Source organism: Hymenobacter rubidus (genome assembly GCF_016734815.1).
In the GTDB taxonomy this organism is placed as follows: Bacteria; Bacteroidota; Bacteroidia; order Cytophagales; family Hymenobacteraceae; genus Hymenobacter; species Hymenobacter rubidus.
The window spans coordinates 68,518-93,793 of sequence record NZ_JAERQF010000010.1 but is presented as its reverse complement, the minus strand read 5'-3'; the positions used below and the strand labels follow the sequence as shown (position 1 = coordinate 93,793).

Here is a 25,276-nt window from a genome sequence, read left to right as displayed (position 1 = left end):
ATCTGCTTATGAATTACCAAGTAGGCTTGGTGGGGTCGGGTTTTTCAGCTGCGGGCCGCGCCAGCTGTTGCAGGTACTGCTGCTCCTGGGCGCGGAGGGTTTCCAATAGCTGGCGGGCCTGCGCAGGACTCAAGTTCATGGCTTGCAGGCGCTCGCGCTGAGTTTGGAGCTGGACGTCGGTAGGAGTAGCATCCTCGGTACCGGGGCGGTTGCTGCGCCCGCCGGCTGGGGAGGCCGGCGCAGAACTGCTGCGGTCCAGGCCCCGCTGGGTGCCGGGTTGCTCCCCGCTGGCCAGGGGTTGGGGTGTGCCTGCGCCGGGTTGTCGGCCGCCCTTGGCAGCGTTGCCCGAGCCGGAAGAGGGACGCTGGTCATCGGGCTGTTCCATGGCGTCGGGGCGGCGGGCGGGCGGCGTGGTGGGAGCAGCCGGAGCGGCCTTCGAATCATTGGTTTCGTCCTGATGGTCCGTGCCTTCCTTCGTCCCGGCCTGGGCCTTGTCGGCATCGTTTTTTTCGGGGGCCGGCTTCGGCGTATCAGCGTCCGTGCCTGGCGGCGGCGGCGCAATCTGCGGACTGTTTGGACGCTTGGCCAGGTAGTCGCTCAATACTTCATAATCAAAACGTGCCCCGGCGTTGCCAGGGTCAAGCACCAACGCCTGCCGCAGCAGCCCCGCCGCTTGGGCTATTTCCCCCCGTTGGGCCGCCAGCACCGCCAGTTGCTGCCGGGCAATGCTGCTCAACGCCGCCGGGGCGTTGGTGGTCAGCAGACGGCCGTAGTTGGCATAAGCCGCCGCCTGCCTTCCCGACCGGGCCTGGGCGTGGGCCAGGTTGAGCAGCAGGCGCGGGTCGGGTTGGCGGCGTGCTTTCGCCGCCAGTGCCTCGGCAAAGGCCGTTGCGGCGCGGGCTGCGTCGCCGCGGGCGTAGGCGGCCGTGCCGGCGGCCACCGCGGCGTTCCGGTCGCGCACATGGGCAAGCCAATGCCAGCCCGAACCGCTTAGAACCAGCAGCAGCGCCAGGTATTTCATGGGCGAAGGATTGGAATGGTAAGGGCAACATCCAGCGCCAGCAGCAGCAGCGCCACGGCCAGTGGGTAGCGGTAGCGGTTGTCGGCCACGGCCACGGTGCGCACCTGCTCCACGGCGCCCTGCATGGCCCGCAAGCCGCGCAATAGCGTGCCAAAGCCGTTTTGCTGATTATTCAGCTCCACGTACTGCCCACCTGTTTGGGCGGCCAATTGTAGCAGGGGTGCTTCGCGCAGGCGGCTTTGCGCCGGCTTTCCCCGGCCGTCTACCACAAACCCGCCGCCGGTTTTAGGGATTTTTGTGCCGGCCGCTGTGCCCACGCCCACCGTGTACACCCGTGCGCCGGTGCGGCCCAACGCGCGCAGCACCGGCTCCAGGTTTTCACCAAAGTCTTCGCCGTCGCTCACCACCACCAGGGCCGTTGCCCGGGGCGTTGCGCTGGCGGCGCCCTCGGCTGGCACCAAGCGCGGCAGCACCAAGTCAAGCGGCGCCCGCAGGGTGGTGGGGCCGGGGGGGAGCAAGCCCGTGCGCATGGTGCTGACAAAGGTTTGAACCGCGGCTTGGTCGTAGGTAAGCGGGCATTGCACCATGGCTTCGGCCCCGAACACCACCAGCCCCATCCGGTCGGCCGGAAACTGGGCCACCAGCTCCTGAAGTTCGGCCTGGGCACGCAGCAGGCGGGTAGGGGCCACGTCGGGCGCATCCATCGACCGCGACACGTCCACCAGCAGCCACACATCCTTGCCCGCTGTGCGCACCGGACGCTGGCTTACGCCCAGCGAAGGGCCCAGCGCCGCACTGCCCAGCAGCACGGCGGCCAGCAGGCGCAGCAACAGCTTCCAGCCGCGGTTTCGGGGCCGGGTGCCCAGCGCCCGGCCTAGGCGCGTGCTCCGCTGCCAGTGCCGGCGCAGCAGCACCAGCGCCGCGGCCAGTGCCAGCCCAACGGCTAGAAAATACGGGTACGCCCAGGTTAGCAAGTGCGAAGGAAAAAGACCGTCAATAATACCACCATTTGCCAAGTACCGAACCATGCACCCTCTTGCGACGCCGGGCGCAGCCTGGCTTGCGCTCCACCTCCGCAGCGGTGCCGGCTGCTAGCAAAGATAAATTTTTTGCCAAAGGTTGGCCTTTTCGATTCGGCCTGTATATTTGCACCCGCTTCGGACGGAAGCGTAACCAGCCGGAGAAGTGGGTGAGTGGCTGAAACCAGTAGTTTGCTAAACTGCCGTAGCTCTAAAGGTTACCGGGGGTTCGAATCCCCCCTTCTCCACCAATAATGTTGGGTTGCGAAAGTTTCCCATTGGGGCTCCACCCAGTAGGCAGTTTTCTAGGCCCAGCATTATTTTTTTCCCTCGGGGTGTAGCGTAGCCCGGTATCGCGCCTGGTTTGGGACCAGGAGGTCGTAGGTTCGAATCCTGCCACCCCGACATAAGTTTTTCCAGCCCCGGTTTCGACCCCGTAGCTCAGCTGGATAGAGCAACTACCTTCTAAGTAGTCGGTCTTTGGTTCGAATCCAAACGGGGCCACTAAAAAGCCTCTCACCGTCCGTGAGAGGCTTTTTTTGTGCGTTGCGCCCATGGTTCAATCAACTAAATCCCATGCTTGTTCAAATTTGATGCCTGAAAAGAAGTAGATAAGCACGTGGCCTTGCTGGTACCGGTAGGTGGCATACAGCCCGTACTTAGAGCCAGTATTGGGGATAAGTGAAATTTTTAAGCGTCTCCATTTACGGTCCCCGTCGATGGTTTGAGCGCCCCTGTCGATGTTCGTATCCAACTTCCTATGCAATGGAAAAAACGCAGGGTAACTTGCGCCGCAGCTTCAGTTTATTTGCCAGGAGCCCTGTTTGTGGCGCATTTTTTATTTCAATATGCAGAACCAGGCGCTGTTAAAAACGCGGAAATTTAGTGACAATAAAGGCGGTGCCTTTCCCGGTTCGGGCAGACGCTTGGCCAGTGCATCATCAGGCGTGGGATTGTCGCTGCTTATCCAAGGTCAGATTGTGAAGAGCCGCTAGCGGCTCCTCCATGATTCTGTCCAAAACCCTAGCCCGCTCCATCCCGTTGTTTTTGCGATAACCGGCCAAGGTCCATATCTTGTCGTCCGAAAAGCGGTTTTTCATTCCATACCGCTTTTTGTTCTTTGCATTGTACAAAATGCGCTCGTCTGTACTGCATTCGTAAATCATTCCCCTCACCACCTTATCACTTTTTTGTTGCCATGAAAAAAACACTACTTTTTATGGGCTTACTGGGCTTCGCGGCCAGTGCCCGTGCACAAACCCCAATTGTTATGGGTCCTTGGACGCAAGTAAATACTGTCGGCTACGGTACGTTTGCACCTGGCTATGACGTAGTTAACATAGCTACTGCCTCACCCACCATCTGCTGGGCTTTGACGGAAGAGTATTCGGCTACTACCAACACGCCGGCCAACACTTACTTGGTAACCAATAACGCGGCTGGAACCCAGTTCGATTTCGGCCCGATTTCGGCCCCTACCGGAAACCAAGCCTACGAAACGGCCAACATTGCTCCCGTGGGTGTTTCGGCTACCACAGCCATTGCGGGTAACTATGGCGCCAATGGTGGTGGCGAAATATTGCGCACCACCAACGCGGGCGCTAGCTGGACCAAAGTCCTGACGTTTGCGAACAGCAGCAGTTTCCTCGACTTCGTGCACATGTTCAATTCCCTCGACGGGGTGGCTGTGGGCGACCCCACCCTGGGCTATTTCGAAATCTATACCACTTCGAACGGCGGCGTCAGCTGGACGCGTGTGCCCCAGGCCAACATTCCCCCGGTGCTGAACACACGCGAGTATGGCTTGGTGCGTTCGTTTTTTGCCCAAGGCAACACCATCTGGTTTGCGGGTGCCTCGTCGCAAGCAACCGACCCGGTGCGCATTTTCAAGTCTACCGATAAGGGGGTTACCTGGACTGCCAGCCCGGTTACCGCTTTGCTTGGCAGCGTGCACCGCCTTGCCTTCAAGGATGCAAGCAATGGCATTGCTTACAATTACGACGTCGACGCTACCACCGGAGCGGTGACTGCCATTCACATGATTAGCACCTCTAATGGTGGTGCAACTTGGTCGCCAATTACGCCCGTCAACAGTGCTGCCGGCAGCTTCTACCGTACCGACATCGACGGCGTCAACGGCGCTTACTACAGTGTCGGGGTTCGTTTCCCGCGGGCATCGCCCAGCGTCATTGCGGACTTTGGTAGCTCATACAGCACCGATGGCATCAACTGGAGAAACATCACCAACATCAATGCATTGGCTAACAACCAAATTTTCCTTACCCTTGATTTGATTGCCAGCGGCACTGGCGCAGTAGGCTATGCCGGTTCGTTTACCGACGGCCAGGGCGCGGGTGGCGTCTATCAGTCCAACCGGGTTATCACCTCTACCACGCGGGATGTGGCTTTGCAAAGCGAACTGGGCGTGTACCCCAATCCCAGCGCTTCGGGCATATTCACCGTCGACCTGGGGTCATCGTTGAAAGCAGGTGCCCAACTCACCGTGACCGACGCCCTTGGCCGTCAGGTGAAGTCGCAGGTGCTTAACGCGACAACCGTTGGTGCCAAGAAATTCAACTTGGACCTCAGCGGTGAGAAAACCGGCATCTACACCCTGCAAATCCGTACCGACAACGGCATTGCTACCCAAAAAGTGGTAATCGAGTAAGCGCATTTCCAATTTGCGAAAAAGGGCCTTTCCTGCTGAGGAAAGGCCCTTTTTTTTGTCCTTTTTTTTGCAGCTTATGCGGATTTGTAAACAAAAATTCGGAGAGATGAAAAATGAAAAGATACTGGGATAAAAACCGTAAAAACGCGCAAAAATGGGATTAAATGAGTACTTTTGAGTGTTCAGTACCTAGCAGCCCGATGGGCTGTTTAATGACCTGATTTAACCCCGCCTTCATGAGCGAAACAACCGAAAAAATCCCGCAGCCGGATTATACCGCTGACAGCATTCAAGTACTCGAAGGATTGGAGGCCGTGCGCAAGCGGCCCAGCATGTACATCGGCGACACCGGCCTTAAAGGCCTGCACCATTTGGTGTGGGAAGTGGTCGATAACTCGATTGACGAAGCCCTCGCCGGGCACTGCGACCTGATTAACGTCACCATCAACGAGAACAACTCCATCACCGTGCGCGACAACGGCCGCGGCATTCCGGTGGACTGGCACGCCAAGGAAGGCAAGTCGGCCCTGGAGGTGGTACTCACGGTGCTGCACGCCGGCGGCAAGTTCGACAAGGGCTCCTACAAAGTTTCCGGCGGCCTGCACGGCGTGGGCGTGAGCTGTGTGAACGCGCTGAGCACCGACCTGAAAGTGACCGTGCGCCGCAAAGGCCACGTGTACGAGCAGGAATACAAGATTGGCTTCCCGCAGTATCCGGTGAAGGAGATTGGCGACACCGACGAGCACGGCACCGAGGTGCAGTTCCTGCCCGACGCCAGCATCTTCTCCGAAACCGAGTACCGCTACGACACCGTGGCCTCGCGCCTGCGCGACCTGGCCTACCTGAACAAGGGCATTCGTATCACCCTCACCGACCGCCGCGAGAAGCTGGAGAATGGTGAGTTCCGGGGCGAGGAGTTCTACTCGACCGGTGGCCTGCGCGACTTTGTGCAGTACCTCGACGGCGAACAGCGGCCTTCGCTGCTGGCCGAGCCCATCTATGTGGAAAGCGAGAAGGGCGGCACGCCCGTGGAAGTGGCTCTGCAGTACAACACCTCGTACCAGGAAAACGTCTATTCCTACGTCAACAACATCAACACCATTGAGGGGGGCACGCACGTGGCGGGCTTCCGCTCGGCGGTGACGCGGGTGTTGAAAACGTATGGCGACAAGAACAAGCTGTTTGAAAAAGCCAAGGTAGAAATCACCGGCGACGACTTCCGCGAGGGCCTGACGGCCGTTATCTCGGTGAAAGTGCAGGAGCCGCAGTTTGAGGGCCAGACCAAAACCAAGCTGGGCAACTCCGAAGTGAGCGGCGCCGTGAACTCGGTGGTGGGCGAAATCCTGACGCAGTACCTCGACGAGAACCCCAACCAGGCCAACCGCATCATGGAGAAGGTGATTCTGGCCGCCAAGGCCCGCATTGCCGCCCGCAAGGCCAAGGACATGGTGCAGCGCAAGGGTGTGCTCTCGAGCAACAGCCTGCCGGGCAAGCTGGCCGACTGCTCGGAGTCGGACCCCGAAATCTGCGAGCTCTACCTCGTGGAAGGCGACTCGGCCGGTGGCACGGCCAAGCAGGGCCGCAACCGGGCATTCCAGGCCATTATGCCGCTACGGGGCAAAATCCTGAACGTGGAGAAAGCCCAGGAGCACCGCATTTTGGAGAACGAAGAAATCCGGAACATGATTACCGCGCTGGGCGTGAGCTTCAACGAGCGGAAGTCCTTGGCTTTCACGACTGATGATACCGGCGCCGAGACCGGCCCGCTGAACTTCGACAAGCTGCGCTACCACAAGGTCATCATCATGACCGACGCCGACATCGACGGCTCGCACATCCGCACGCTGATTCTGACCTTCTTCTTCCGCTACATGCGCGAGCTGGTGGACCGGGGCTACATCTACATCGCCCTGCCGCCGCTCTACCTCGTGAAGCGCGGCAAGGAGGAGCGTTATTGCTGGACCGAGGAAGAACGCACGCAAGCCCAAGAAGATATGGGCCGCGGCAAACCCGAGACCGTGAACGTACAGCGCTACAAAGGCTTGGGCGAGATGAACGCCGAGCAACTCTGGACCACCACCATGCAGCCTTCGACCCGCACCCTGAAGCAGGTAACCGTGGAGTCGGCCGCCGAAGCCGACCACCTGTTCTCGATGCTGATGGGCGACGAAGTGGCCCCGCGGCGCGACTTCATTGAACGGAACGCCAAGTACGCGAAGCTGGACGTGTAGCCAGCCGCGCATTGAAAGGCCCGCTGCGAAGCGGGCCTTTTTTATTTGTTCTTTTGGTGGAACGGTCCTGCTTCGGCAAGCTCAGCAGGACGTTCAGAATAGAGTTGAACAAACGTTTACCCCGATGCGACAACTGATTTCTTCCGGCGCCCTCTGGGAGCCGATTGTGGGCTACTCGCGCGCCGTGCGCGTGGGCAACGTGGTGGAAGTGGCCGGCACCACCGCCCAGGACGGCGACGCCGTGCCCGCTGCCGACGCCTACGCCCAAACCAAACGGGCGCTCGAAAAAATTGGCGAGGCACTAAGCGCCGCCGGGGCCGCGTTTGGCGACGTGGTGCGCACGCGCATTTTCGTCACCGACATTTCGCAGTGGGAGGCCGTGGGCCGGGCGCACGGGGAGGTGTTCGGCGAAATCCGCCCGGCCACGGCCATGGTGGAAGTGCGCGCGCTGATTGACCCTCGCTTGCTGGTCGAAATTGAGGCCACTGCTATTATTTCTGCGTAATTGCTTATTCACAGGGCCGTTTTCCCGTATTTTGCCCTGTCATCCTTATTCCGCCATGAAGCTCTTCAAATCCGCCGACCTTATCCGCAAAAGCAAGTACATCAGCCGTGATTTGAGTTGGCTGCGGTTCAACTACCGCGTGCTCGACCAGGCGCAGGACTCTAGTCGGGCGTTGTTTGACAAGCTGAAGTTTCTGGCCATCACCAGCTCCAACCTCGACGAGTTTTTTATGATTCGCGTGGGGTCGCTCTACAACTACCTCGACTACGGCAAGGAGCGAATTGACTACTCGGGCCTGCGCGAGCTGCCGTTTCGGCGCAAGCTGCTGGACTTTGCGCACCGCTTCGTGAATGACCAAAGCCTGACGTATCTGAATGAGTTGAAACCCAATTTTGAAAAAAATGGGTTCAACATTCTCAAAATGAGCGACCTGACAGAACTGGAAGTAAAGAAGGCGGACGGCTACTTCAAGAACACTGTATTTCCACTGCTCACGCCGATGGTGTACGACTCGTACCACGGCTTTCCGCTGATGATGAACCAGATGCTCATCTTCGGGGTGGTGACGCGCATCGGTAACGGCTTGGCGGTCGGGCTCGACGGCGAGGCCGAGAAAGGGCAGGAGCGGCTCACCTTCGTGCAAATACCACAGAACCTGACCCGGTTTTTTGAGCTTACGCGCAAGGATAAGGTCATTTTTGTGCCGATTGAAGAAGTGGTGCGCGAGTTTCTGCCGCGCCTGTTTCGCAACGTGGAGATTGTGTCGGCCGACCTGTTTCGCATTACGCGCAACGGCGATTTTACGCTGGAAGAGTCCGACGACATTGACAACGACTTTATCAAGGAAATTCAGGTGGGCCTGAAAACCCGCAAGCGCGGCCGCGTGGTGCGCGTAGAAGTCGAGCCGAATGCCTCCTCGGTTCTGATGCAGGTGCTGCGCGAGCGGTGGAATATTGACAACGGCAACGTATTCGTTATCAACTCGCTGATTGACCTGAAAGGCCTGTGGCAGATAGTTCGTCATCCCAATTTCCGGGGGAAGTCGGCCAAAACGCCTTCCTCGGTGCAGCCGCTGAGCTTGCCCGAAGGCGCCGAAGACAACCTGTTTGAATACCTCAAACACCACGACGTGCTGCTGCACCACCCCTACAACAGCATTGAACCCATGGTGCGGCTGCTGGAACAGGCGGCTGTGGACCCGCACGTGCTGGGCATCAAGCAAACCATCTACCGCCTGGCCGACGACTCGCGCGTGAGCGCTGCGCTGCTGAAGGCGGCCGAAAACGGCAAGCACGTGTCGGTGCTGTTCGAGGTGAAGGCCCGTTTCGATGAGGAAAAAAATATCCGGGAAGGTGCCCGGCTGGAAAAGGCCGGTTGCTTTGTGATTTATGGGGTGAGCAAGTACAAGACGCACACCAAACTGCTCATGATTATCCGCAAGGAAGGGGAGAAGGTGACGCGCTACGTGCACATCGGCTCGGGCAACTACAACGAGCAAACCGCCCGACTCTACACCGACGTGAGCTTGCTGACGACCAACGACACCTACGGGCACGACGTTTCGGAATTCTTCAACGTCATCACCGGGCACTCGCAGCCCGACGACTACGAATACCTCATCACCGCGCCCAAGGACATGCGGCAGCAGCTCATCCACTTGGTGCGGGAAGAGGTAAAGTATGCCAAAAAAGGCTTGCCGAGCGGCATTGTGATGAAAATGAACTCTTTGGAAGACAAGGAGTTGATTGATGAGTTTTACCGGGCGGCCAAGGCGGGGGTACCCATCCGGTTCATTGTGCGCGGCATTTGCTGCCTGCGGCCGGGGCGGCCGGGGCTGAGCGAGAACATTGAGGTGCGCAGCATTGTGGGCGAGTACCTGGAGCATACCCGCCTGTTTTATTTCCACAACGGCGGCGATGCCAAGGTGTACGCCGGCTCGGCTGACATCATGGTGCGCTCCTTCGACCGCCGCATCGAGGCCCTGTTCCTGATTGTGAATCCGCAGCTCAAGCGCGAAGCCATCAACATTCTGATGATGAACATGATGGATAACCAGAATAGCTACGTGATGCGCGAAGACGGGGCCTATATACGACAGCGGCCCGCCGCAGGCGAGCCGGTCGTGAACGTACACAAGGACTTCTTCAAGCGTGACGAGGCGCTGCTGGCCACCGCCACGCCCGAAGGGTTGCTGGCGCTACTGAACCTGCAGACGGCGCGCCGCGAGGAGCAGGTCGCGGCCATCAGCGCGGCTGAAGAGCAGGCAGCTATAGATGCCAGCTGCGAGCCCCTCGGTGCCGAAACGGATGCTGCTTTCGGCGAGGGCGACGGGGACGACGACATCACGGACGCGACGCCCGTCGGCCATCGAGACGAGGACGAGGTGAGCGCCCCGGCTGCCATTGGGTAGCTGGTAGTTGAGCTGAGCAGTGGCACCGGCCGCGGCGGGGTTGGGCCACGGCTGGCTCAGAATGGATTCCGACGCGTGGCTGGCCGCCGTGGCCAGCACGCGCTGGGAGGCATCGAAGCGAACGGTGACGTAGGTAGAGTCCTGCCCGCCCTGCACGTACACGGCATAACGGATGGTGGTAATGCCGGGCTGATTATTAGGTATATAGTCTAATATCATGCCGCTATCAATAGCGTTATTGGCTAGTACCAATGGAGCATTGGCAGGGGAAGTGGTGACGTTGCCCGGATAGCAGCCCACGCCGAAGCAAAAGCTATTCTCCGAACCTACTACTTCAGAACGAATCTGACGTTGCAGACCCAATGACAGGGTATTACCCGAACGATTGGTGACTTGAATCGTGGTTGTTAAATCAGGCTGAGAGTAGCCACCTCTTACGGTGATGGTCGGCGCTCCGCTAAGGGTGACGCCTTGCAAAAGGCCGGCTCGGCAGGCAGTGGTGGCACCAAACAGCAAGGCCGCGGCAAGTAAGAATTTGTTCATAGACGGGTGATGAGGGGGTAAATAACAGGTGGTACGTAAACAAAAATACGTGCTGGGCTATAAAGTAGCTACTATATGATGACTAACGCAACTCGCTACCTTAACTTTATGACCGGCCAAGTGTATCACCCAAGCTCATTTTCCGCATGCCACCGCTCAATAGGTTCTCCTCACCCAACTAAACCATTCTATGAAAAAAGTTTTCCTCGCGACCATCACATTGCTTGGTATTATAGCCAGCCAGCTAGCCCAGGCGCAGTATTACATAATTCCCAACCTCACGCCGGGGCGCAACCCTAACAGTGTGAACCAAGATAATGAACTGGCATACGGGGGCGTACCCGGCTGGAGCCTGCTGGCTACCGGCGACTCGGCTTCTGCAGCACAGCCAGTCTGGACGGGCGTGCAAACCTTACCCTTTGCCTTTCAAATGAATGGACAAAGCTTTACCACTTACAAAGTATCTTCGAGCGGGGTCTTGACCTTCAGCACCGCAGCTACAGCGGTACCACCCACGCTGAACACGGCATTGCCTTCGGCGCAGGTGCCCAACAACTCGGTGTGTGTATGGGGAACACTGCTGACCGCCAACGCAGACTACGTGGTGAGCAAAACGTTCGGGACGGCGCCTTTCCGGCAGCATTGGGTGCAGTTCAACTCCGCCACGCTGCCCTTTCCCACAGGCACGGGTACCTCCCCGATTGTTGGAAGCTTGCTGTATGCCTCTATTGTACTTGAGGAAACGACCAACAAAGTTTATCTGGTGTGGCAGCGCTCTTCGTCGCAGCCGCAATCCCTTACGGCAGGCATCCAACTTGATGCTACTACCGCCGTGCAATTGCCAGCCTCTCCATCGGTTAGCATCCCAAGCCTGAGCGATACCACACCGGCCGATAACGTCTACTACGAGTTTGGGCCGGGTAATCAGCCGGCTTACGATATATCGGCTGCTTCGCTGACCCTGCCGGCTACGGCCTTGCGCGGCGCCAACCTTGCCGTCCGGGGAGAATTTCGCAACCAGGGCACGCAGGATGTCACCAGTCTGACAGTCAGCTACCGCGTGGCCAATGGCCCGGTGGTATCGGCGGTGCTGAGCAACTACCTCGTGCCAACCCAGAACGTGGGCACCTTCATTCACCCTACGCGCTGGGTGCCCAGTACGGGCGGGGTATTGCCGGTGAAAGTCTGGGTGTCGCTGCCGAACGGACAGCCTGACCAGAACCCGGCCAATGATACATTGCGTGCCACAGTAGTGGTAGCCGACTCCACCATGCGCCGGAAAGTGGTAGAGGAAGATTTTACTAGCAGCACATGTAATCCTTATTGCCGACTTGGTAACATTAATACCAGAGCCATAAATACACAACCTATTAACCGCAACAAACAGGTAGAAATCAAGTATCAGCAGAATTTTCCTTCTCCAGGCAATGACCCTTATTATACGGTAGAAGGCAGGTCCCGCTTTGATTTTTATCAGGGTACGGGTATTCCTTATATGATGCTGGATGGCGGCTGGAGCGGTAACTCCCAGACATACACGGCGGGCATTTTGGACCAGTTTCAGAGCCAGCCAGCGTTTGCGCGGGTACAAGGCACCTATACCCTCACCGGCGGGCGGCTGGTAACAGCCAATGCCCAGATTAAGCCGTTTTTTGCTGCACCAGCCGGCCGGCTGGTCGTTCATATGGCCATCACGGAGCGCCACACTGTGCTCAACGCCCGCACCAACGGCGAAACGGACTTTTACGATGTGATGAAGAAGATGATGCCCAATCAATACGGCACGTTGCTACCCGCTTTGGCCTCGGGCCAAGTATTCAACCTTAGTCAGTCATTCGACGTGTCAACGTTACCGAGCATTCAAGCAGTAGAGCATTTCGATAGCTTGCGGGTTGTCGTTTTTGTGCAGGATAAGCTGACCAACCAAGTCTACCAGGGAGAGCAAATGACATTGCGTAACCCGTTAGCTACTCGCAATGCCCAAACCGGCCCGGCCTTCAGCCTGTACCCCAACCCGACCACCGGCCGCACCGCCTTGCAGCTCAACCTTTCTCGCCCCGAAACCGTGCGCGTGGAAGTGCTGGACATGCTGGGCCGCAACGTGCTGGACCTGGCCCCGCAGGCGCTGGGCATCGGTGCCCAGGAGTTGAGCCTCAACCTGACCCATCAGGCGGCCGGCCTCTACACCGTGCGCCTGACCAGCAGCCAGGGCGTCCGGACCAGCAAACTGACCCTGGAATAGCACCCATTCTAGCCAGGTACCTTTTCCTCTCCCCCTTCGTTAATGAAAAATACCACCGTTATCGGGCTGCTGGCGGGCTTGCTGGCCTTGGGGCTGGCACCGGCCGCATGGGCCCAGTCGGGCTCTTCGGCGCCCGCGCAGGCGGCTACGCCCAACGATGCCGACCTGAAAAGCCGCAAGCTGCCCGCCGTCAGCATCCGCACCTTGGATGGCAAGTCCATTAGCACGGCGGCGCTGCCGGGCGTGGGGCAGGGCAAGCCGGTCATCATCAGCTTCTGGGCTACCTGGTGCAAGCCCTGCATTGCCGAGCTCACCAATATTCACGAATTGTTTCCGGACTTGCAGGCCGAAACCGGCGCGCAGCTCATTGCCATCAGCATCGACGATGCCCGCAACGCGGCCAAAGTGGGGCCATTGACCAAAGGCCGGGGCTGGACTTACCCGGTGTACCTCGACCAAAACCAGGACCTGAAGCGGGCGCTGAACGTGAACAACATCCCGCACACGTTCCTGCTCGATGGGGCCGGCAACATTGTGTGGCAGCACAACGCCTACAACGAAGGCGACGAAAACCACCTGCTGGAGCTGGTGCACAAAGTGGCCAAAGGCGAAAAAATCAGCCAGTAATTTGCGCTCACGTACATGTTTCTAACCGAAAACGCCAGTCGCAGCTACCCGCTTCCGACTGGCGTTTTTATGTCTGTATTGATGATAACCATTACCCGAAGGCTGCCGGTAGGGCTGGCGCTGCTGGCCTTGCCGCTGGCCGCCCGCGCCCAAAGCGGCAACAACGGGCTCGAGGGAGCCCAGATTCACGGCGATTTTCAGACCGACGTGCAGAGCTACAAGGCCGACCCGGCCATTGGTGCGCCGGCCGTGCCGGAACGCATCCGCAGCAACACTTTCGCCAACCTGATTCTGACGGCCGGCAAGTTCTCGGCCGGCGTGCGCTACGAGGCCTACCTGCCGCCGCTGCAAGGCTTCGACCAGCGCTACAACGGCCAGGGCGTCCCGTACCGCTACGCTACTTACGACGCCGGCCGCCTGGCCGTGACGGTGGGCAATTTCTACGAGCAGTTCGGGTCCGGGCTCGTGTTTCGGGCCTATGAGGAGCGCAACCTCGGCATCGACACGTCGATTGACGGGCTGCGGGTGCGGCTACAGCCCGTGCCGGGCGTGCGTCTCACGGGCCTGATTGGCAAGCAGCGCTATTTCTTTGACAAAGCCCCCGCCACCGTGCGCGGCGTGGATGCCGAAGTGAGCCTTAACGAATTGTTGCCGGGCCTGGACTCGGCCGCCACGCGCCTGACGGTGGGCGGCTCGTTCGTGAGCAAGTACCAGGCGGCCGACGACCCGGCCCTGATTTTGCCGGAGAATGTGGGCGCGGGCGCTGGCCGGCTGAGCATCAGCAATGGTGGCTTCGTGTTCAATGCCGAATATGCCCGGCGGGCCAACGACCCTTCGGTGGCCAACAACTTCATTTACCGCAAGGGCGAGTCCTTGCTCGTGACCAGCAGCTACGCCCGCAACGGCTTTGGCATTGTGGCGGGCCTGAAGCGCGTCGATAACTTCGACTTTCGGACCGACCGCAATGCGACGGGGATTCTGAACCGGCTGAACTTTCTGCCGGCGCTCACCAAGCAGCACACCTACCTGCTGGCGGCCAGCATTTACCCCTACGCTACCCAGCCGCTGGGCGAGGTAAGCGGCCAGTTGGAAGTGACCTACCACCTGCCCAGCGGCCCGGTGGGCGGCCACTACGGCACCGACATTGCCCTGAACTACTCGGCGGTGAATAACCTGGACACCACCCCGCTCAACGACCAGCAAACGACCCGGCAGGGCTATACTTCCGACTTTTTTAAGGTAGGAGGGACGCCGTATTTTCGCGATTTCAACGTGGAAGTGCACCGGCGCTTTTCCAAAAAGGTGAAGGCGAATGCTATGTACGCGCACTTTGTGTACAACAAAGATGTAGTGGAAGGCGTGGCCGGTTTCGGCACCATTACTTCCGACCTGGGGGTGGTGGACGTGGCCTACAAGTTCTCGACCAAGCACAGCCTGCGCGGCGAGCTCCAGACCCTGCAAACCAAGCGCGACCAGGGCTCCTGGGCGGCGGCGCTGCTGGAATACACCTACTCGCCCCACTTTTTTGCGACTGCCTACGACCAGTACAATTATGGCAACGACGACCCTACCAAGCAAATCCATTACCTGGTGGGGCAGGTGGGCTACATTGGCGGCACCACGCGCATTGCCGTGGGCTACGGCCGGCAGCGGGCCGGCATTGTGTGCGTGGGCGGTGTGTGCCGCTACGTGCCGGCTTCCAATGGCGCTACGCTGAGCATCACCAGTTCTTTTTAAGCAGCAGTAAGGAGGCCGGCCGTGTGCCGACTACCAGCGGCTATGTATCGACACTTGTTATGAACAACATTACCCTTATCTGGATGCGCTCCGCGAGTTTGGTGGTGCTGGGCAGCATGGCCGCGCTCTCGGCCTGCGATGTCATCGACAACCCGCAACCGGCCAAAATAACGTCGAGCCTCACGCCAATTCAGCAAGCCCGGCTCGACTCGGCTGATGCCAAGCACCCGGCCCCGGCGCTGACGCAACACGTGCTGATTGAGGACCTGACCGGCCAGTACTGCGGCAACTGCCCCCGGGCAGCCAGCATGGCCGATTCGCTGCGCCTGCGCTACCCCGGCCGCGTGCTCGTGACCGAGGAACACGTTACCGATTACTTTGCCGCGCCGCGGCTGCCGCATTTTCCCATCGACTTTCGGGTGCCGGTGGTGAGCCAGGAGCTGGATAAAACGTACGACCTCTCGAACCGCGGCCTGCCGCAGGGTGCCGTGAACCGCAGTCCCTTTGTGGCTGCCAACAACGACCCGGTGGCAACTTTTTCGCTGTGGCCGGGCGTGGTTACTGCCCAACTGGCCCAAACGCCTACGGTGGAGCTGCGCGCCACGCCGCTGTTCAACCGCAGCAGCCGCTTGCTCACCCTGAAAGTGGCCACCAAGTACCTCACGGCCCGGCCCGGCCGCAGCATGCGCCTGGGCATAATGGTGGTGGAAGACAGCGTGGTAGGGGCCCAAAAGGACTACCGGCTGAACCGGGTGCAGTTTCCCGACCAAACAGTGGATACCTACGTGCACCACAACGTGCTGCGGGCGGCTCTGGCGGGCACTTTTGGTACGCAGCAGGTGGTGGCGCCCACGGCCGGGCAGCAGTTTGGCGACTATGTAGGCTACCAGATGCCGGCCGCCAGCGTGTGGAACGACCGGAAGTGCTCCGTCATCGTGTACATCGCCGATGCCGACACCCGCCAGATTGTGCAGGCCGTGCAGGCGAAGTTTCTGTAACCGGCTGTAATAATAAAGGCCGTCATGCAGAGCGCAGCGAAGCATCTCTACTGCAATAGTAATCATTTCCTATTGCGGTAGAGATGCTTCGACTTCGCTCAGCATGACGGGCCTTTTGCGTAGGTAATTCTACTCGACTGCCTAATCAATGGCCGGTGAATTTTGCACGTCCGGCACTGGCAAGTGGGCGGGGTGGGTGCCGTCGGGGCTTAGCTCATCGAAGTAGTCTTCGAACAGAGCCTGCAGCATGCCGTCTTTCAGGCCAATATCGGGCACCACCATGTTGTTAACATTGGCCCACTGCATGGCCGAGAGGTAAATATGGCCAGCGGGCACAATGACGTCGGCCCGGTCAGGGTTGAGCATGGCCACGTTCACGCGCTCGTTCATGCTCAGGCCGGCGAGGCGGGCCAGGGTTGATTCGAGGGTGCGTCGGGTCACGGCCCGGTCGGGGGCCGAGGGGGTGAGGCTGTACAGCTTGTTGATGTTGCCGCCCGTGCCGATGGCGCGCGTGACGTGGTACTGCCGGGCGTTGGTGCGCACCCAGGCTTCCATGCGGGCCCACAGCTCGTTCTGAGCCTCGGTGCTGGCGCCGCCGCTTTCTTCCTGCTGCATGCGCCGAATGGAGCCAATTTCGAACGACTGCGCAGCTACCTTGCGGCGGTCGTGGTAGATGTTGAACTCGGTGCTGCCGCCGCCCACGTCGATGTGCAGGTAGTGGCGCTTGTCTTCCAGCACGTGCTCGATGACGCGGTTGATGTAAAAAGCCTCGTCCTGGCCGTCAATCACTTTTATTTCCATGCCCAGCTGCTCGCGCACGCGGGCCACAATGGCGGCCCCGTTGGCGGCCGAGCGCATGGCCGAAGTGGCGCAGACGAGGTAATGGGCCACGCTGTGCACCTCCATCAGCAGCTTGAGCGAGTGCAGAAACTTCACGAACTGCTCTTCTTTGGCCGGCGAAATCTCGCCGGTGGCAAACACGTCTTCGCCCAGGCGCATGGGAAAGCGCACGTACTCTACGCGCTTGAGCCGGTAGCGCCCTTCGTAATACAAAACCGCCGAAATCTGACACCGTACGGCGTTGGACCCAATATCAATGGCGGCGAGTTTACGGAGGGGAAAATTCATGCAGAATGCGTCAGATTTAAACCAAAGCCCAAAGGTAAGCCGTAGCGTTGCGTTTGGGTAATTAGGAAGCGGAGGCTATTTGTCCAACCGGAAACCCAAGCCGAACTGAATCAGGCTGCTCTCCACCGATTTTTGGTACGACACGGCAAAAGCCAGTGTTTCGACCACCGGGGCTATGTAGAAGCCGGCGCCGTAGCCCGAGTGCCAGCCGCCGGGCGAGGTGCCCTGGTAGTACACGCGGCCCTGGTCGTAGAAGCCGAACACGCCGTAATAGAAAGGCAGGAAACCATTTTTGACCTGGCCCAGCGCCAAGCGCAGCTCCGTGTTGTAGTACAGGGCGGCGTCGCCGCTGAAGCGGTTGCGGTAGTAGCCGCGCAGGCCTTCGTTCTGGCCAATGCTGGCGAATTTGTAGAAGGGGATGTCGTTGTCGGGGCCGTAGTTCTTGGCTCCGCCGCCTTTCAGGACGAGGGTGACGGGGATGCCGATTTTAGCGGTGCCGTAGTATTCGGCGAAGCCTTGGGAAAGGCCGAAGTTGCTTTTGGTGCTGGTAAGCTGCCGGTAAGAATCGTGTTGCAAGCGAATGCGAACGCCGCGCTGGGCGAAGCTGGGACGATTGCGCAAGTCGAGGTCGAACACGCCATTCAAGCCTACCAGCCGTTGGCTGCTGGTGTTGGGGCGCACGTCGGCCGGACGGGTATCGATGGTGCCCAGATAGGTGTTGCCGCCGAAGTCGCTGGTATAATTCTCGAACGTGGGGCCCACCCGGATTACGCTGCGCTGGAAGAAGGTGCGCTCCAGGAAAGCATTGAAATTATAGCCCTGGTAGCGGGCGTTATAGAATTTGTTGTCGTACAAGCCTTGGTCGAAGCCGGTGTTGTTGCCCAACCCGAAGAAGCGGTAGAACGGGAAGTAGCTGCCGTAGCTGGCCGTGGCGCCCGCATCAATTTTGCCAATGGCGTAGCGGTGGCGCGTGCTGGCCGTGAGCTGCAGCAGGCCGTTGACGCTGCCCTGCACGTCGAAGGAGTACATGTTTTTGTAGCCCGGCTTGCGGAAGCCCTGGCGCAGAAACGTAACGCCCACGCTGGCCCCAAAGCCGTCGTTGGCGTTGTAGAACAAGCCAATGCTGGGCTTGTAGCTGTTGAATTCGAACTGCTCCCGGTCGTAGGCATTCACGCCGGGGCGGGTGCTGGTGCGGTTGTCCGACTCCTTGCCGAGCTGCATCTCGGTGTCGGGCACGTCGTAGATTTTGGTGCGGGTGCGCAGGCCTGTGGCTGTGGAGTTGTCGGTAATCTTGTCCTTGCCGTCGCCGCCGATGACGCGCACCAGCACGCTGTGACTGCCGCCGTCCCCGGTCACCGTAAATACGTCCTTGCCAGCCAGCCCGTAGAGGCAGACTTCGTCGGTTTCGTTGGGATTAAATGTGCGGTCAAACAGGGCCGTGCCCTTAGAATTGTCGGTGTCGCCGGCGCGGTCAAACATCTGCACGCGCACCTGCCCGTCGGGCAGCCGGTTCACCTGAAACACCTCGCCTTTGTTGGAGCCCACCACGTCCACGCGCCGGGCCAGGAGCAAATAATACTCATCAATGGCCTTGGGCAATTCCTGAATTCTTGCCTTCAACTTGCGGTTGATGTCTTGGCCCGATTTATCATGAATTTCAGCGGGTAGTTGAGCAGTAGCGCCATCAATAACAGTGGGCGTTATTTTAGCCTGCAGGTACTTGGCGGCTTCCTGCCACTGCTCGCGCGTGAGGCTTTGGAGGAGGAAACGGTCGAGGTGGCGGGCGGGCCAGTTCAGGCTTTTCATGTCCTGGAATTCGGTGTTGAAGCCCTCGATGCTGGGTACGGCCCACTCGCGGTTGGCGAGGTAAGTGAGGAAGCCATTCCACAGGGTAAAGCTCTGGTCCCGGTCGCGCGGGATGGGGCGGTAGAGGATGCCGCCATTGGGCTGCTTGTAGCCGGCCCATTTCCAGTTGTCTTCGTGCTTGCCGAAGTCGGCCACCAGCATGTCGAAGGCGCGGGCGCGGGCCAGGGCCGGGGCGTCCACGTGGTTGTCGTGGTCTTTGTAGAGCTTGCGGAAGAGGCCGAACGAACGGGTCACTTCATTGGAGCCACCAAAGCCGGGCAGGTTGGCCTTGGGGTCTTTCGGGCTGTCTTCGAGGGTGCCGAGCAGGCCGGCGTATTCGGCTCGGTAGGCGCCTAGCTCCTGGTTGTCGGGCAGCCGGAACAAGCGCGGGCGGGCGTGCAGAATGTCCGTCTGGTCCAGCATGTAGCTGATGGGCAGGTTGGAATACGGGTTGGCCGTGGCCGTCACATCGCGCAGTATGTCCGAAGCAATGGAGTTGCGCAGCTCGGGCGGCAGAATCTTGGTCACGTCCTTGTCCACGGACCGGAAAACGTATTCCGAACTGTCGGCCGCCACCAGCTTGAGCGAAGTGGTCTGGCGCCCGCCGCCTTTGCCGGTGGGGCGCAGGCCGCCTTTCTCGGTGGCCAGGTTGAGGGTGGGCACCGTGACGGGCTGCAGCCACGACGAGCGGTAGATTTTGCCAATAAAGAAGTTGCGGCTGCCGGTAGGCTTGTATTCCGGGCCAGGCACAACCGTGGTAGTGGCCTGAAACGGCGCATCAGGCTTGGCCTGGGCCGCGGCTTGGGTAGTGCCGGGGCAGGTGATGATGAACGGATTCTGGGGCGCCTGCGAGTCGGCTGTGCCGGCGCAGGCCGAGCGGAACAGCGTGCCGGTGTACGCGTCTTTGGCGGGCTGGTCGCCGCTGCCAAACGTGAAAATGTGCGACTTCACGGTGCCATCGGGGAAGTACTCCAGGGTAGTGTAGCCTTCTTCGCTTTTGCTGTAGAGTGACTGGCCTTTGGCGCCCACGTGCTCGCTTTCCACAAAGCTGCCGCTCACCACGTGGTAGTTGCCCTGAAAAGGGGTGAGCTGCAGGCTGTAATCGTGGGCCGCGGCGTAAATCACGCCGGGGTTGCTTTGCAGCGTGTTCAGCAGCTCCTTTTTCAGCTCCTGGTAGCCGGGGCTGGCCAGGTCGCGCGGGCTGCCCACGTTCTGGCGGTAGGCGGCATAAATGGTGCCCAGCACCGGCGGGCTCAAATGGCGCGAAAGCGGCTCGTGGCCCGCGTATACGCCGTTGCTTACCACGGGGTGGTGGCCCAGCAGCAGCACATTCTTGTTCTTGGAGTCGTCAATCAGGTCCTGCAGTTGCTCGCGGAACTCCTCCTTGGTAAGCGTCTTGCAGTCGGTGTCGGGGGCCTCGGGCCGGTCGTAGGGGTGCGTGAACCAGGGTGTATTGATGGCCACAAGGCGCACCAGCGGGGCCACGTCCACCACTTCCGGGCCCGGGCAGCCGTTGGTGGGAATGAAAGCATTCTGGCCAGGCAGTTGCTTTTCGATGTATTTCTCGAGGCGCCGTACGGCTTTCAGGCCGTCGCGGCCGGAGTTGGCCCAGTCCTTATCGCCGGGCAGGAAGTAGATTTTGCCCTGCGGTAAGCCTTTTACCAGCGCAATGAGGGCGTCGGCGCGGGTGCGCTCGGCCTGGGCCAGCGCGGTGTCGCTCTTGGAAACCAAGCCGGTATTCCCCACAATGTCGCCGAGGTGCACCACGGTGAAGGAACCGGTTTGCTGTTCCAGCACGTGGCGTAGCTGCTGCAGGCGGGCGGGCGGAATGTCGGCCTGAGCGGTGTTGCCCAGCAGGAAAACGGTGTGCGCCGGAGCTTGGGCGAAAGCAGGGCAAGCAGCGGCAAAGCCCAGCGCGAAAAGCAGGGCACTAACGTAGCGAAACAGCATAAAGAGATGGTTAAGATTTTCTTCTACGGCGGACGGCTACTGTGCGGTTATTCCCGCCGACTGGAAAAGCCGCTTTTACCCACATTTACCGGCTAACCCACCGACTTTGCCGATGAACTCATCCGCACCCGATGTGCTGGTAGTAGGAGCCGGGCCATCTTGCTGCTGGCGCTGGAGTTAGCGCGCCACGGCGTGCGCCCCCGCCTCATCGACGCGCTGCCCGGGCCGTCGCCCCTGAGTCGGGCGCTGGTGATGCACGCCTGCACCCTGGAGTTGCTCGACCGCCAGGGTCTCGCCGAGCAGTTTGTGGCGCAAGGCAAAATGGTGCGGGCGGGTAGCCCGCGCCTATGTGGTGCGCCCCGACGGCCACCTCGGCCTGGTGGCCGCTTCCTTCAACGAGGCTGATTTTGTTGCCTACGCGCAGCAATATGGTTTGGCAATGCAAGCGCTAACCAATCAAGCTTAACCGCCAACCGCTCTCCTCGCCAAAAAAGCCGGCCGGGCTTAGCCTTTGGCTTTCTTCAACACAGGCAACCGACGTTGTAGCCACAGCATCAGCAGGCACGGCAGGTCCACCCAAAGCGCCTCACTGGCCAGCACCCGCAGCCCGCGCCCGCCCAAAAAGGCCCGGATGCTGATGGGCGACACGTTGATGGGCCGGAAGCCGAAAAAATAGCGCTTCAATTCCCAGGGGCTGAAAAAGGCCACGCCCAGTCCGCCCGTCGTCATGGCATCGAGCAAGCCGTGCGAGGCCGTAGCCAGAAACAACAGCGCCGCCAGCCGCCCGGCCGCAGGACGCCTGGCGCGCGGGCTTAATTGCCCCAGGCCCTCGCCCACGGCCGCCACCAGCGCAGCCGCCAACAGCGAATGCGTGAGCCCCCGATGCCCCCATAGGCTGTCGTACGGCACCCCCAGCCGGTAGCCGAGCGCATCCACGTCGGGCAGGGCGGCACAAATGCCGGCGGCCAACCAATAGGGCCAATGCATGCGACTGGGAAGCAGCAGCTTGCCCAAAGTGGCGCCCAGGGCGGCGTGAGCAAAGGCAGAAGCCATTGTGGTTGTTGGGTGAGGAAGCCGCCAATTATTTAGTCAACTCTTGCAGCACCTTGGGCACGCCCGTGCTGGCGGGCTCGGCTACGTAGCGCACGCCGTGTCGGCCGGCTTCGGGCTGGTGCGGGTCGATGACGAAAACGGGGCAGGTGGCTGGGGCGTAATGCAGCAGGCCGGCCGCCGGGTACACCTGCAGCGAAGTACCCACCACCAGCAGCACATCGGCCGTGCTCACGGTTTCGGCCGCTACTTCGATGGCGGGCACCATTTCGCCAAACCACACGATGTGGGGGCGCAGTTGGTGTCCGTCGGGCGCGAGGTCGCCCACCCGGATGTCGGCGGGGCAGTCATACACCGTGGTTTCGTCGGCCACCGAGCGCATCTGGTTCAGCATGCCGTGCAGGTGCAGCACCTCGGTAGAGCCGGCGCGCTCGTGCAGGTCGTCCACGTTTTGGGTGATAATGCTCACGCGCCAGCCGGGTGCTTCCTCAAAGCCAGCCAGGGCCAGGTGGGCGGCGTTGGGCTGCACGGTACGGGCCTGGGCACGGCGTTGGTTGTAGAAATCGAGCACCAGGGCGGGGTTGCGCGCAAAGCCCTCGGGGGAGGCTACGTCCTCGACGCGGTGCTCTTCCCAGAGCCCGTTGGTGTCGCGGAAAGTGCGGATGCCGGACTCGGCAGAGACGCCGGCTCCCGTGAGCACGACGAGGTGTTTGTCAGCCATAAAAACCAGGTTATTCGGGGCAAAAAGCGGCTTTTGCCCCGCGCTCAAAGATAGCCGTATCCCCGTCTAAACTGAGTTCAGTAACCAGTTATTTCTCGGGTTTAGAAGGGGAAGGAGGCATCCCCAGTTGGCCCCAAAACTCATAACTCGAAAATATCCCTTGCCGGCAGGCTGCCGTTAGCTTTTTACCAATCCATTCTTTCCCAATTCCCAATCCCAACTATGAGTAAGCCCATTTCCCGCCAAGTCCACGGCGTTCTCGACTAGTGGGCCGTGCCCTGGTGGCCGCCGCTCCCGCCCTCATCGGCTTCAGCCAGGACAAAACGCCCACGCTCCTGAGCTATGTATTAGGCAGCGGCATCCTGGCCCTCACCGCCTGCACCCGCGCCGAATGGGGCTTGGTTAAGGCAGTCCCCTTCAAAACCCACCTCACCCTCGACGTGGTAACGGCTCTTACCAGTCTGAGCGCCCCGTGGCTGCTGGTTTTTCCAAAAACAAAAAAGCGCGCAACATCTTCCTGGCCATCGGGGCCACGCTTCTGACCACCGGCCTGCTCTCTGAGCCCAAAGAGATGCCAAAGTACCGCGAACTAGGAGAATAGCCGACCCGCATAACCAACAAAAAAGCCTTTCCATTGTGTTGGAAAGGCTTTTTTGTTGGTTATGCGGAATCTCTAACCGCCGTTTTATTTTTGCTAGTGACGCTTACAGTGTCACCTCGCCTTCGTCTTCGCCGTGCCAGAACTTGATGCGCTTTGCCTGCACACGGACGAGCACAATGCCGGGCGTGTCGACACCCTCTTTAAACCAGCGTTTTAGTTCAGGCAGCCAATGCTTTTCGAGGGTGGCACGCTGGCGAATCAGCGTCGCGTTGCCGACCACGGACACGTACAGGTAGTCGGGGCCGGCAAAGCCGAGGCTAACGTGCGGGTTTTCCTCGATGTCACTCACCGTGCGAGAGCCTTCGTAGGTGAAGTAGTAGGAGTTGCCGTCGTATTCCACGTCGCCGTTGTTGCTCATGGGGCGGGTACTGAGCTGGCCGCGGCTGGTGTGCGTGGTGAGCATCGTGATGTCGAGCTTCGCCATTTTGGCGGCGACGGCTTTCAGGGAGGTTTCGGCCATGAGGATGTTCGGTGGGAAAGGCGTGAGGGCGGAGTACGCGGCGCTTCGCTGCCTGGTTCAAATAGCCTGCAATCTGCAAGCTCTTTCTACTACGTGAGTTACTCAGTTGGTGCCACAGAAGCGCCTAATGGTTTATTGGGCACTCAATTAAGAGAAACCGCGTACCGGCTCCCGCTTCAATGCTTACGCCGTCGGTTTCCCAGATGCCAAGGCTGTCCCGAGTACCCACTTCCTGCCCATCCACCGCGACGCTGCCGCTGATGACGAACACAAACAGTAGCTTATTCAGTGGCTTGAAGGTGTAATCCACCGTCTGGGCCTCCGTGTAATAGCCCAGGGAGAGCTTGGCGTTCTGGTTTATCCAGCAATGAGCCGGCCCTTCTTCGTTGCTCACGATGGTGGTGAGCTGGTTTACGCGCTGCGCTTCCGGGAACTGGCGGCGTTGGTAGCGCGGGCCGATATTCTGGAGCTTGGGTTCAATCCAGATTTGCAGGAAGTTCACGTCGGTGTCGCCCACGTTGTGCTCTTCGTGGCGCAGGCCCGAGCCGGCGCTCATGATTTGCACCCAGTCCTGGTGCACCACTTCGGTGTAGCCGAGGGTATCCTTGTGGTTCATGCTGCCGGCCAGCATTACCGAAATGATTTCCATGTTGGCGTGCCCATGGATGCCGAAGCCACCACCCGGCTGCACCACATCGTCGTTGAACACGCGGAGCAGGCCGAAACCACTGCGCTCTGGGTCGGGGTAGGGGCCGAAGCTGAGCGAGAGGTGGCTTTTCAGCCAGCCAATGTCTTTGAGGCCGCGCTCGGTGGCGCGGGTGAGGCGAGTCTTCATGCGGTAGCGGCTACGGGCAGTTCGTTCTGAAACACAAACTCTGACACGGGCTTACGGGAGCGGGCGGCTTTCTCGCGGCTCAGGAAGGGTTCTTCCAGCTGTTCGGCCTCGCCGAGGTAGCCCAGGGCCATAATGACGGCGGGCTCCAGGCCCTCGGGTAGGTTGAACTCGCGGCGCACTTTTTCGCGGTCGAAGCCGCCCATCACGTGGCCGTGCAGGCCCAGCGCAGTGGCTTCGAGGAATAGCGTGGCGTTGGCCGCGCCCAGGTCGTGCAGGGCGGCGCCGTTGGGTTGGCCGTTTTCAAAGCGGGTGTTGGCCAGGGCAATGATGAGGACAGGCGCATTTCTGGCCCAGGGCTGGTTGCCGGGCATCAGCGTATCCAGAATTTTCTGGAAGGCCTCGGCGTCGGACTTATGCGCGTAGATGTACTGCCAGGGCTGCGCATTCATGGCGCTGAAAGCCCAGGAGGCTGCCTCAAAAGCCTGATTCAGCGCGTCTTGTGTCACGGGCGTAGCGGCGTAGGAGCGGGGGCTCCACCGGCTGCGGATGAGTTCGTGGACAGGGTAGGTAGTGGGAGCGGCGTTCATGGTGGTTGCTATGTTGAAATGAACGCCGTGCCCGGCAC

General features: G+C 60.1%; 19 protein-coding genes and 3 tRNA genes. 13 read left to right on the top strand and 9 right to left on the bottom strand.

The genetic code is table 11. The features are described from left to right. Positions 1-13 precede the first annotated feature (13 nt). Both JKL48_RS09550 and JKL48_RS09545 read right to left on the bottom strand, forming a co-directional pair. Entirely contained in the window at positions 14-1,021 is a 1,008-nt protein-coding gene (locus JKL48_RS09550; RefSeq protein ID WP_201981791.1) for a tetratricopeptide repeat protein, read from the bottom strand. Then, positions 1,018-1,995, bottom strand: coding sequence for a VWA domain-containing protein (locus JKL48_RS09545; RefSeq protein WP_201981790.1), 978 nt, complete (start codon positions 1,993-1,995; stop codon positions 1,018-1,020). Before JKL48_RS09545 ends, JKL48_RS09550 begins: the two co-directional genes overlap by 4 nt. A 205-nt stretch (positions 1,996-2,200) precedes the next feature. Here JKL48_RS09545 and JKL48_RS09540 point away from each other — a divergent pair. From JKL48_RS09540 to JKL48_RS09490, 11 genes are all read left to right on the top strand, one after another. Next, positions 2,201-2,291 (top strand) — tRNA-Ser (locus JKL48_RS09540). A gap of 80 nt (positions 2,292-2,371) precedes the next feature. Next, positions 2,372-2,445 (top strand) — tRNA-Pro (locus tag JKL48_RS09535). Between the two features lie 25 nt (positions 2,446-2,470). Beyond that, positions 2,471-2,544, top strand: a tRNA-Arg gene (locus tag JKL48_RS09530). Positions 2,545-3,238: 694 nt separating this feature from the next. Continuing rightward, a complete protein-coding gene (locus JKL48_RS09525) occupies positions 3,239-4,708 on the top strand; it encodes a T9SS type A sorting domain-containing protein (protein WP_201981789.1) in 1,470 nt (489 codons plus the stop codon). Between the two features lie 236 nt (positions 4,709-4,944). Further along, positions 4,945-6,939: a DNA topoisomerase (ATP-hydrolyzing) subunit B gene (gyrB, locus tag JKL48_RS09520; RefSeq protein WP_201981788.1), complete on the top strand. Its 1,995-nt coding sequence runs from the start codon at positions 4,945-4,947 to the stop codon at positions 6,937-6,939. Between the two features lie 124 nt (positions 6,940-7,063). After that, complete coding sequence (locus tag JKL48_RS09515) at positions 7,064-7,444, top strand: RidA family protein (RefSeq protein WP_201981787.1); 381 nt, start codon at positions 7,064-7,066, stop codon at positions 7,442-7,444. 55 nt (positions 7,445-7,499) lie between these two features. Then, a complete protein-coding gene (ppk1, locus tag JKL48_RS09510) occupies positions 7,500-9,854 on the top strand; it encodes a polyphosphate kinase 1 (RefSeq protein ID WP_201981785.1) in 2,355 nt (784 codons plus the stop codon). A gap of 733 nt (positions 9,855-10,587) precedes the next feature. Continuing rightward, complete coding sequence (locus tag JKL48_RS09505; RefSeq protein WP_201981783.1) at positions 10,588-12,639, top strand: T9SS type A sorting domain-containing protein; 2,052 nt, start codon at positions 10,588-10,590, stop codon at positions 12,637-12,639. Between the two features lie 42 nt (positions 12,640-12,681). Next, the gene (locus tag JKL48_RS09500; protein WP_201981780.1) at positions 12,682-13,266 is read left to right on the top strand and encodes a TlpA family protein disulfide reductase; all 585 of its coding nucleotides are present in this window, start codon (positions 12,682-12,684) and stop codon (positions 13,264-13,266) included. Positions 13,267-13,347: 81 nt separating this feature from the next. After that, a complete protein-coding gene (locus tag JKL48_RS09495) occupies positions 13,348-15,003 on the top strand; it encodes a DUF6029 family protein (RefSeq protein WP_201981778.1) in 1,656 nt (551 codons plus the stop codon). 59 nt (positions 15,004-15,062) lie between these two features. Then, on the top strand, positions 15,063-16,001 hold the full coding sequence (locus tag JKL48_RS09490; protein WP_201981776.1) for an Omp28-related outer membrane protein: 939 nt from the start codon (positions 15,063-15,065) through the stop codon (positions 15,999-16,001). A 141-nt stretch (positions 16,002-16,142) separates the two neighbouring features. On the opposite strand, the gene JKL48_RS09485 is transcribed toward JKL48_RS09490, so the two are convergent. Then, positions 16,143-17,129, bottom strand: coding sequence for a Ppx/GppA phosphatase family protein (locus JKL48_RS09485; protein WP_201981775.1), 987 nt, complete (start codon positions 17,127-17,129; stop codon positions 16,143-16,145). 75 nt (positions 17,130-17,204) lie between these two features. Continuing rightward, complete coding sequence (locus JKL48_RS09480; protein ID WP_201981774.1) at positions 17,205-20,924, bottom strand: BamA/TamA family outer membrane protein; 3,720 nt, start codon at positions 20,922-20,924, stop codon at positions 17,205-17,207. Positions 20,925-21,083: 159 nt separating this feature from the next. On the opposite strand from JKL48_RS09480, the gene JKL48_RS23750 reads away from it, so the two are divergent. Continuing rightward, positions 21,084-21,329: an FAD-dependent monooxygenase gene (locus JKL48_RS23750; protein ID WP_201981773.1), complete on the top strand. Its 246-nt coding sequence runs from the start codon at positions 21,084-21,086 to the stop codon at positions 21,327-21,329. Between the two features lie 99 nt (positions 21,330-21,428). On the opposite strand, the gene JKL48_RS09470 is transcribed toward JKL48_RS23750, so the two are convergent. Together JKL48_RS09470 and JKL48_RS09465 are read right to left on the bottom strand one after the other, a co-directional pair. Then, complete coding sequence (locus JKL48_RS09470; RefSeq protein ID WP_201981771.1) at positions 21,429-21,977, bottom strand: metal-dependent hydrolase; 549 nt, start codon at positions 21,975-21,977, stop codon at positions 21,429-21,431. A 28-nt stretch (positions 21,978-22,005) separates the two neighbouring features. Continuing rightward, positions 22,006-22,695, bottom strand: a complete 690-nt coding sequence (locus tag JKL48_RS09465; protein WP_201981770.1) for an SIR2 family NAD-dependent protein deacylase — start codon at positions 22,693-22,695, stop codon at positions 22,006-22,008. Between the two features lie 266 nt (positions 22,696-22,961). On the opposite strand from JKL48_RS09465, the gene JKL48_RS09460 reads away from it, so the two are divergent. Beyond that, complete coding sequence (locus JKL48_RS09460; RefSeq protein ID WP_201981768.1) at positions 22,962-23,237, top strand: hypothetical protein; 276 nt, start codon at positions 22,962-22,964, stop codon at positions 23,235-23,237. 162 nt (positions 23,238-23,399) lie between these two features. Here JKL48_RS09460 and JKL48_RS09455 read toward each other — a convergent pair whose 3' ends face one another. The 3 genes from JKL48_RS09455 to JKL48_RS09445 all read right to left on the bottom strand — a co-directional run bounded on the left by JKL48_RS09455 (position 23,400) and on the right by JKL48_RS09445 (position 25,238). Beyond that, positions 23,400-23,816, bottom strand: coding sequence for a pyridoxamine 5'-phosphate oxidase family protein (locus JKL48_RS09455; protein WP_201981766.1), 417 nt, complete (start codon positions 23,814-23,816; stop codon positions 23,400-23,402). A gap of 124 nt (positions 23,817-23,940) precedes the next feature. Continuing rightward, a complete protein-coding gene (locus JKL48_RS09450; RefSeq protein ID WP_201981764.1) occupies positions 23,941-24,651 on the bottom strand; it encodes a pirin family protein in 711 nt (236 codons plus the stop codon). After that, a complete protein-coding gene (locus tag JKL48_RS09445) occupies positions 24,648-25,238 on the bottom strand; it encodes a nitroreductase family protein (RefSeq protein WP_201981762.1) in 591 nt (196 codons plus the stop codon). Before JKL48_RS09445 ends, JKL48_RS09450 begins: the two co-directional genes overlap by 4 nt. Positions 25,239-25,276: the final 38 nt, after the last annotated feature.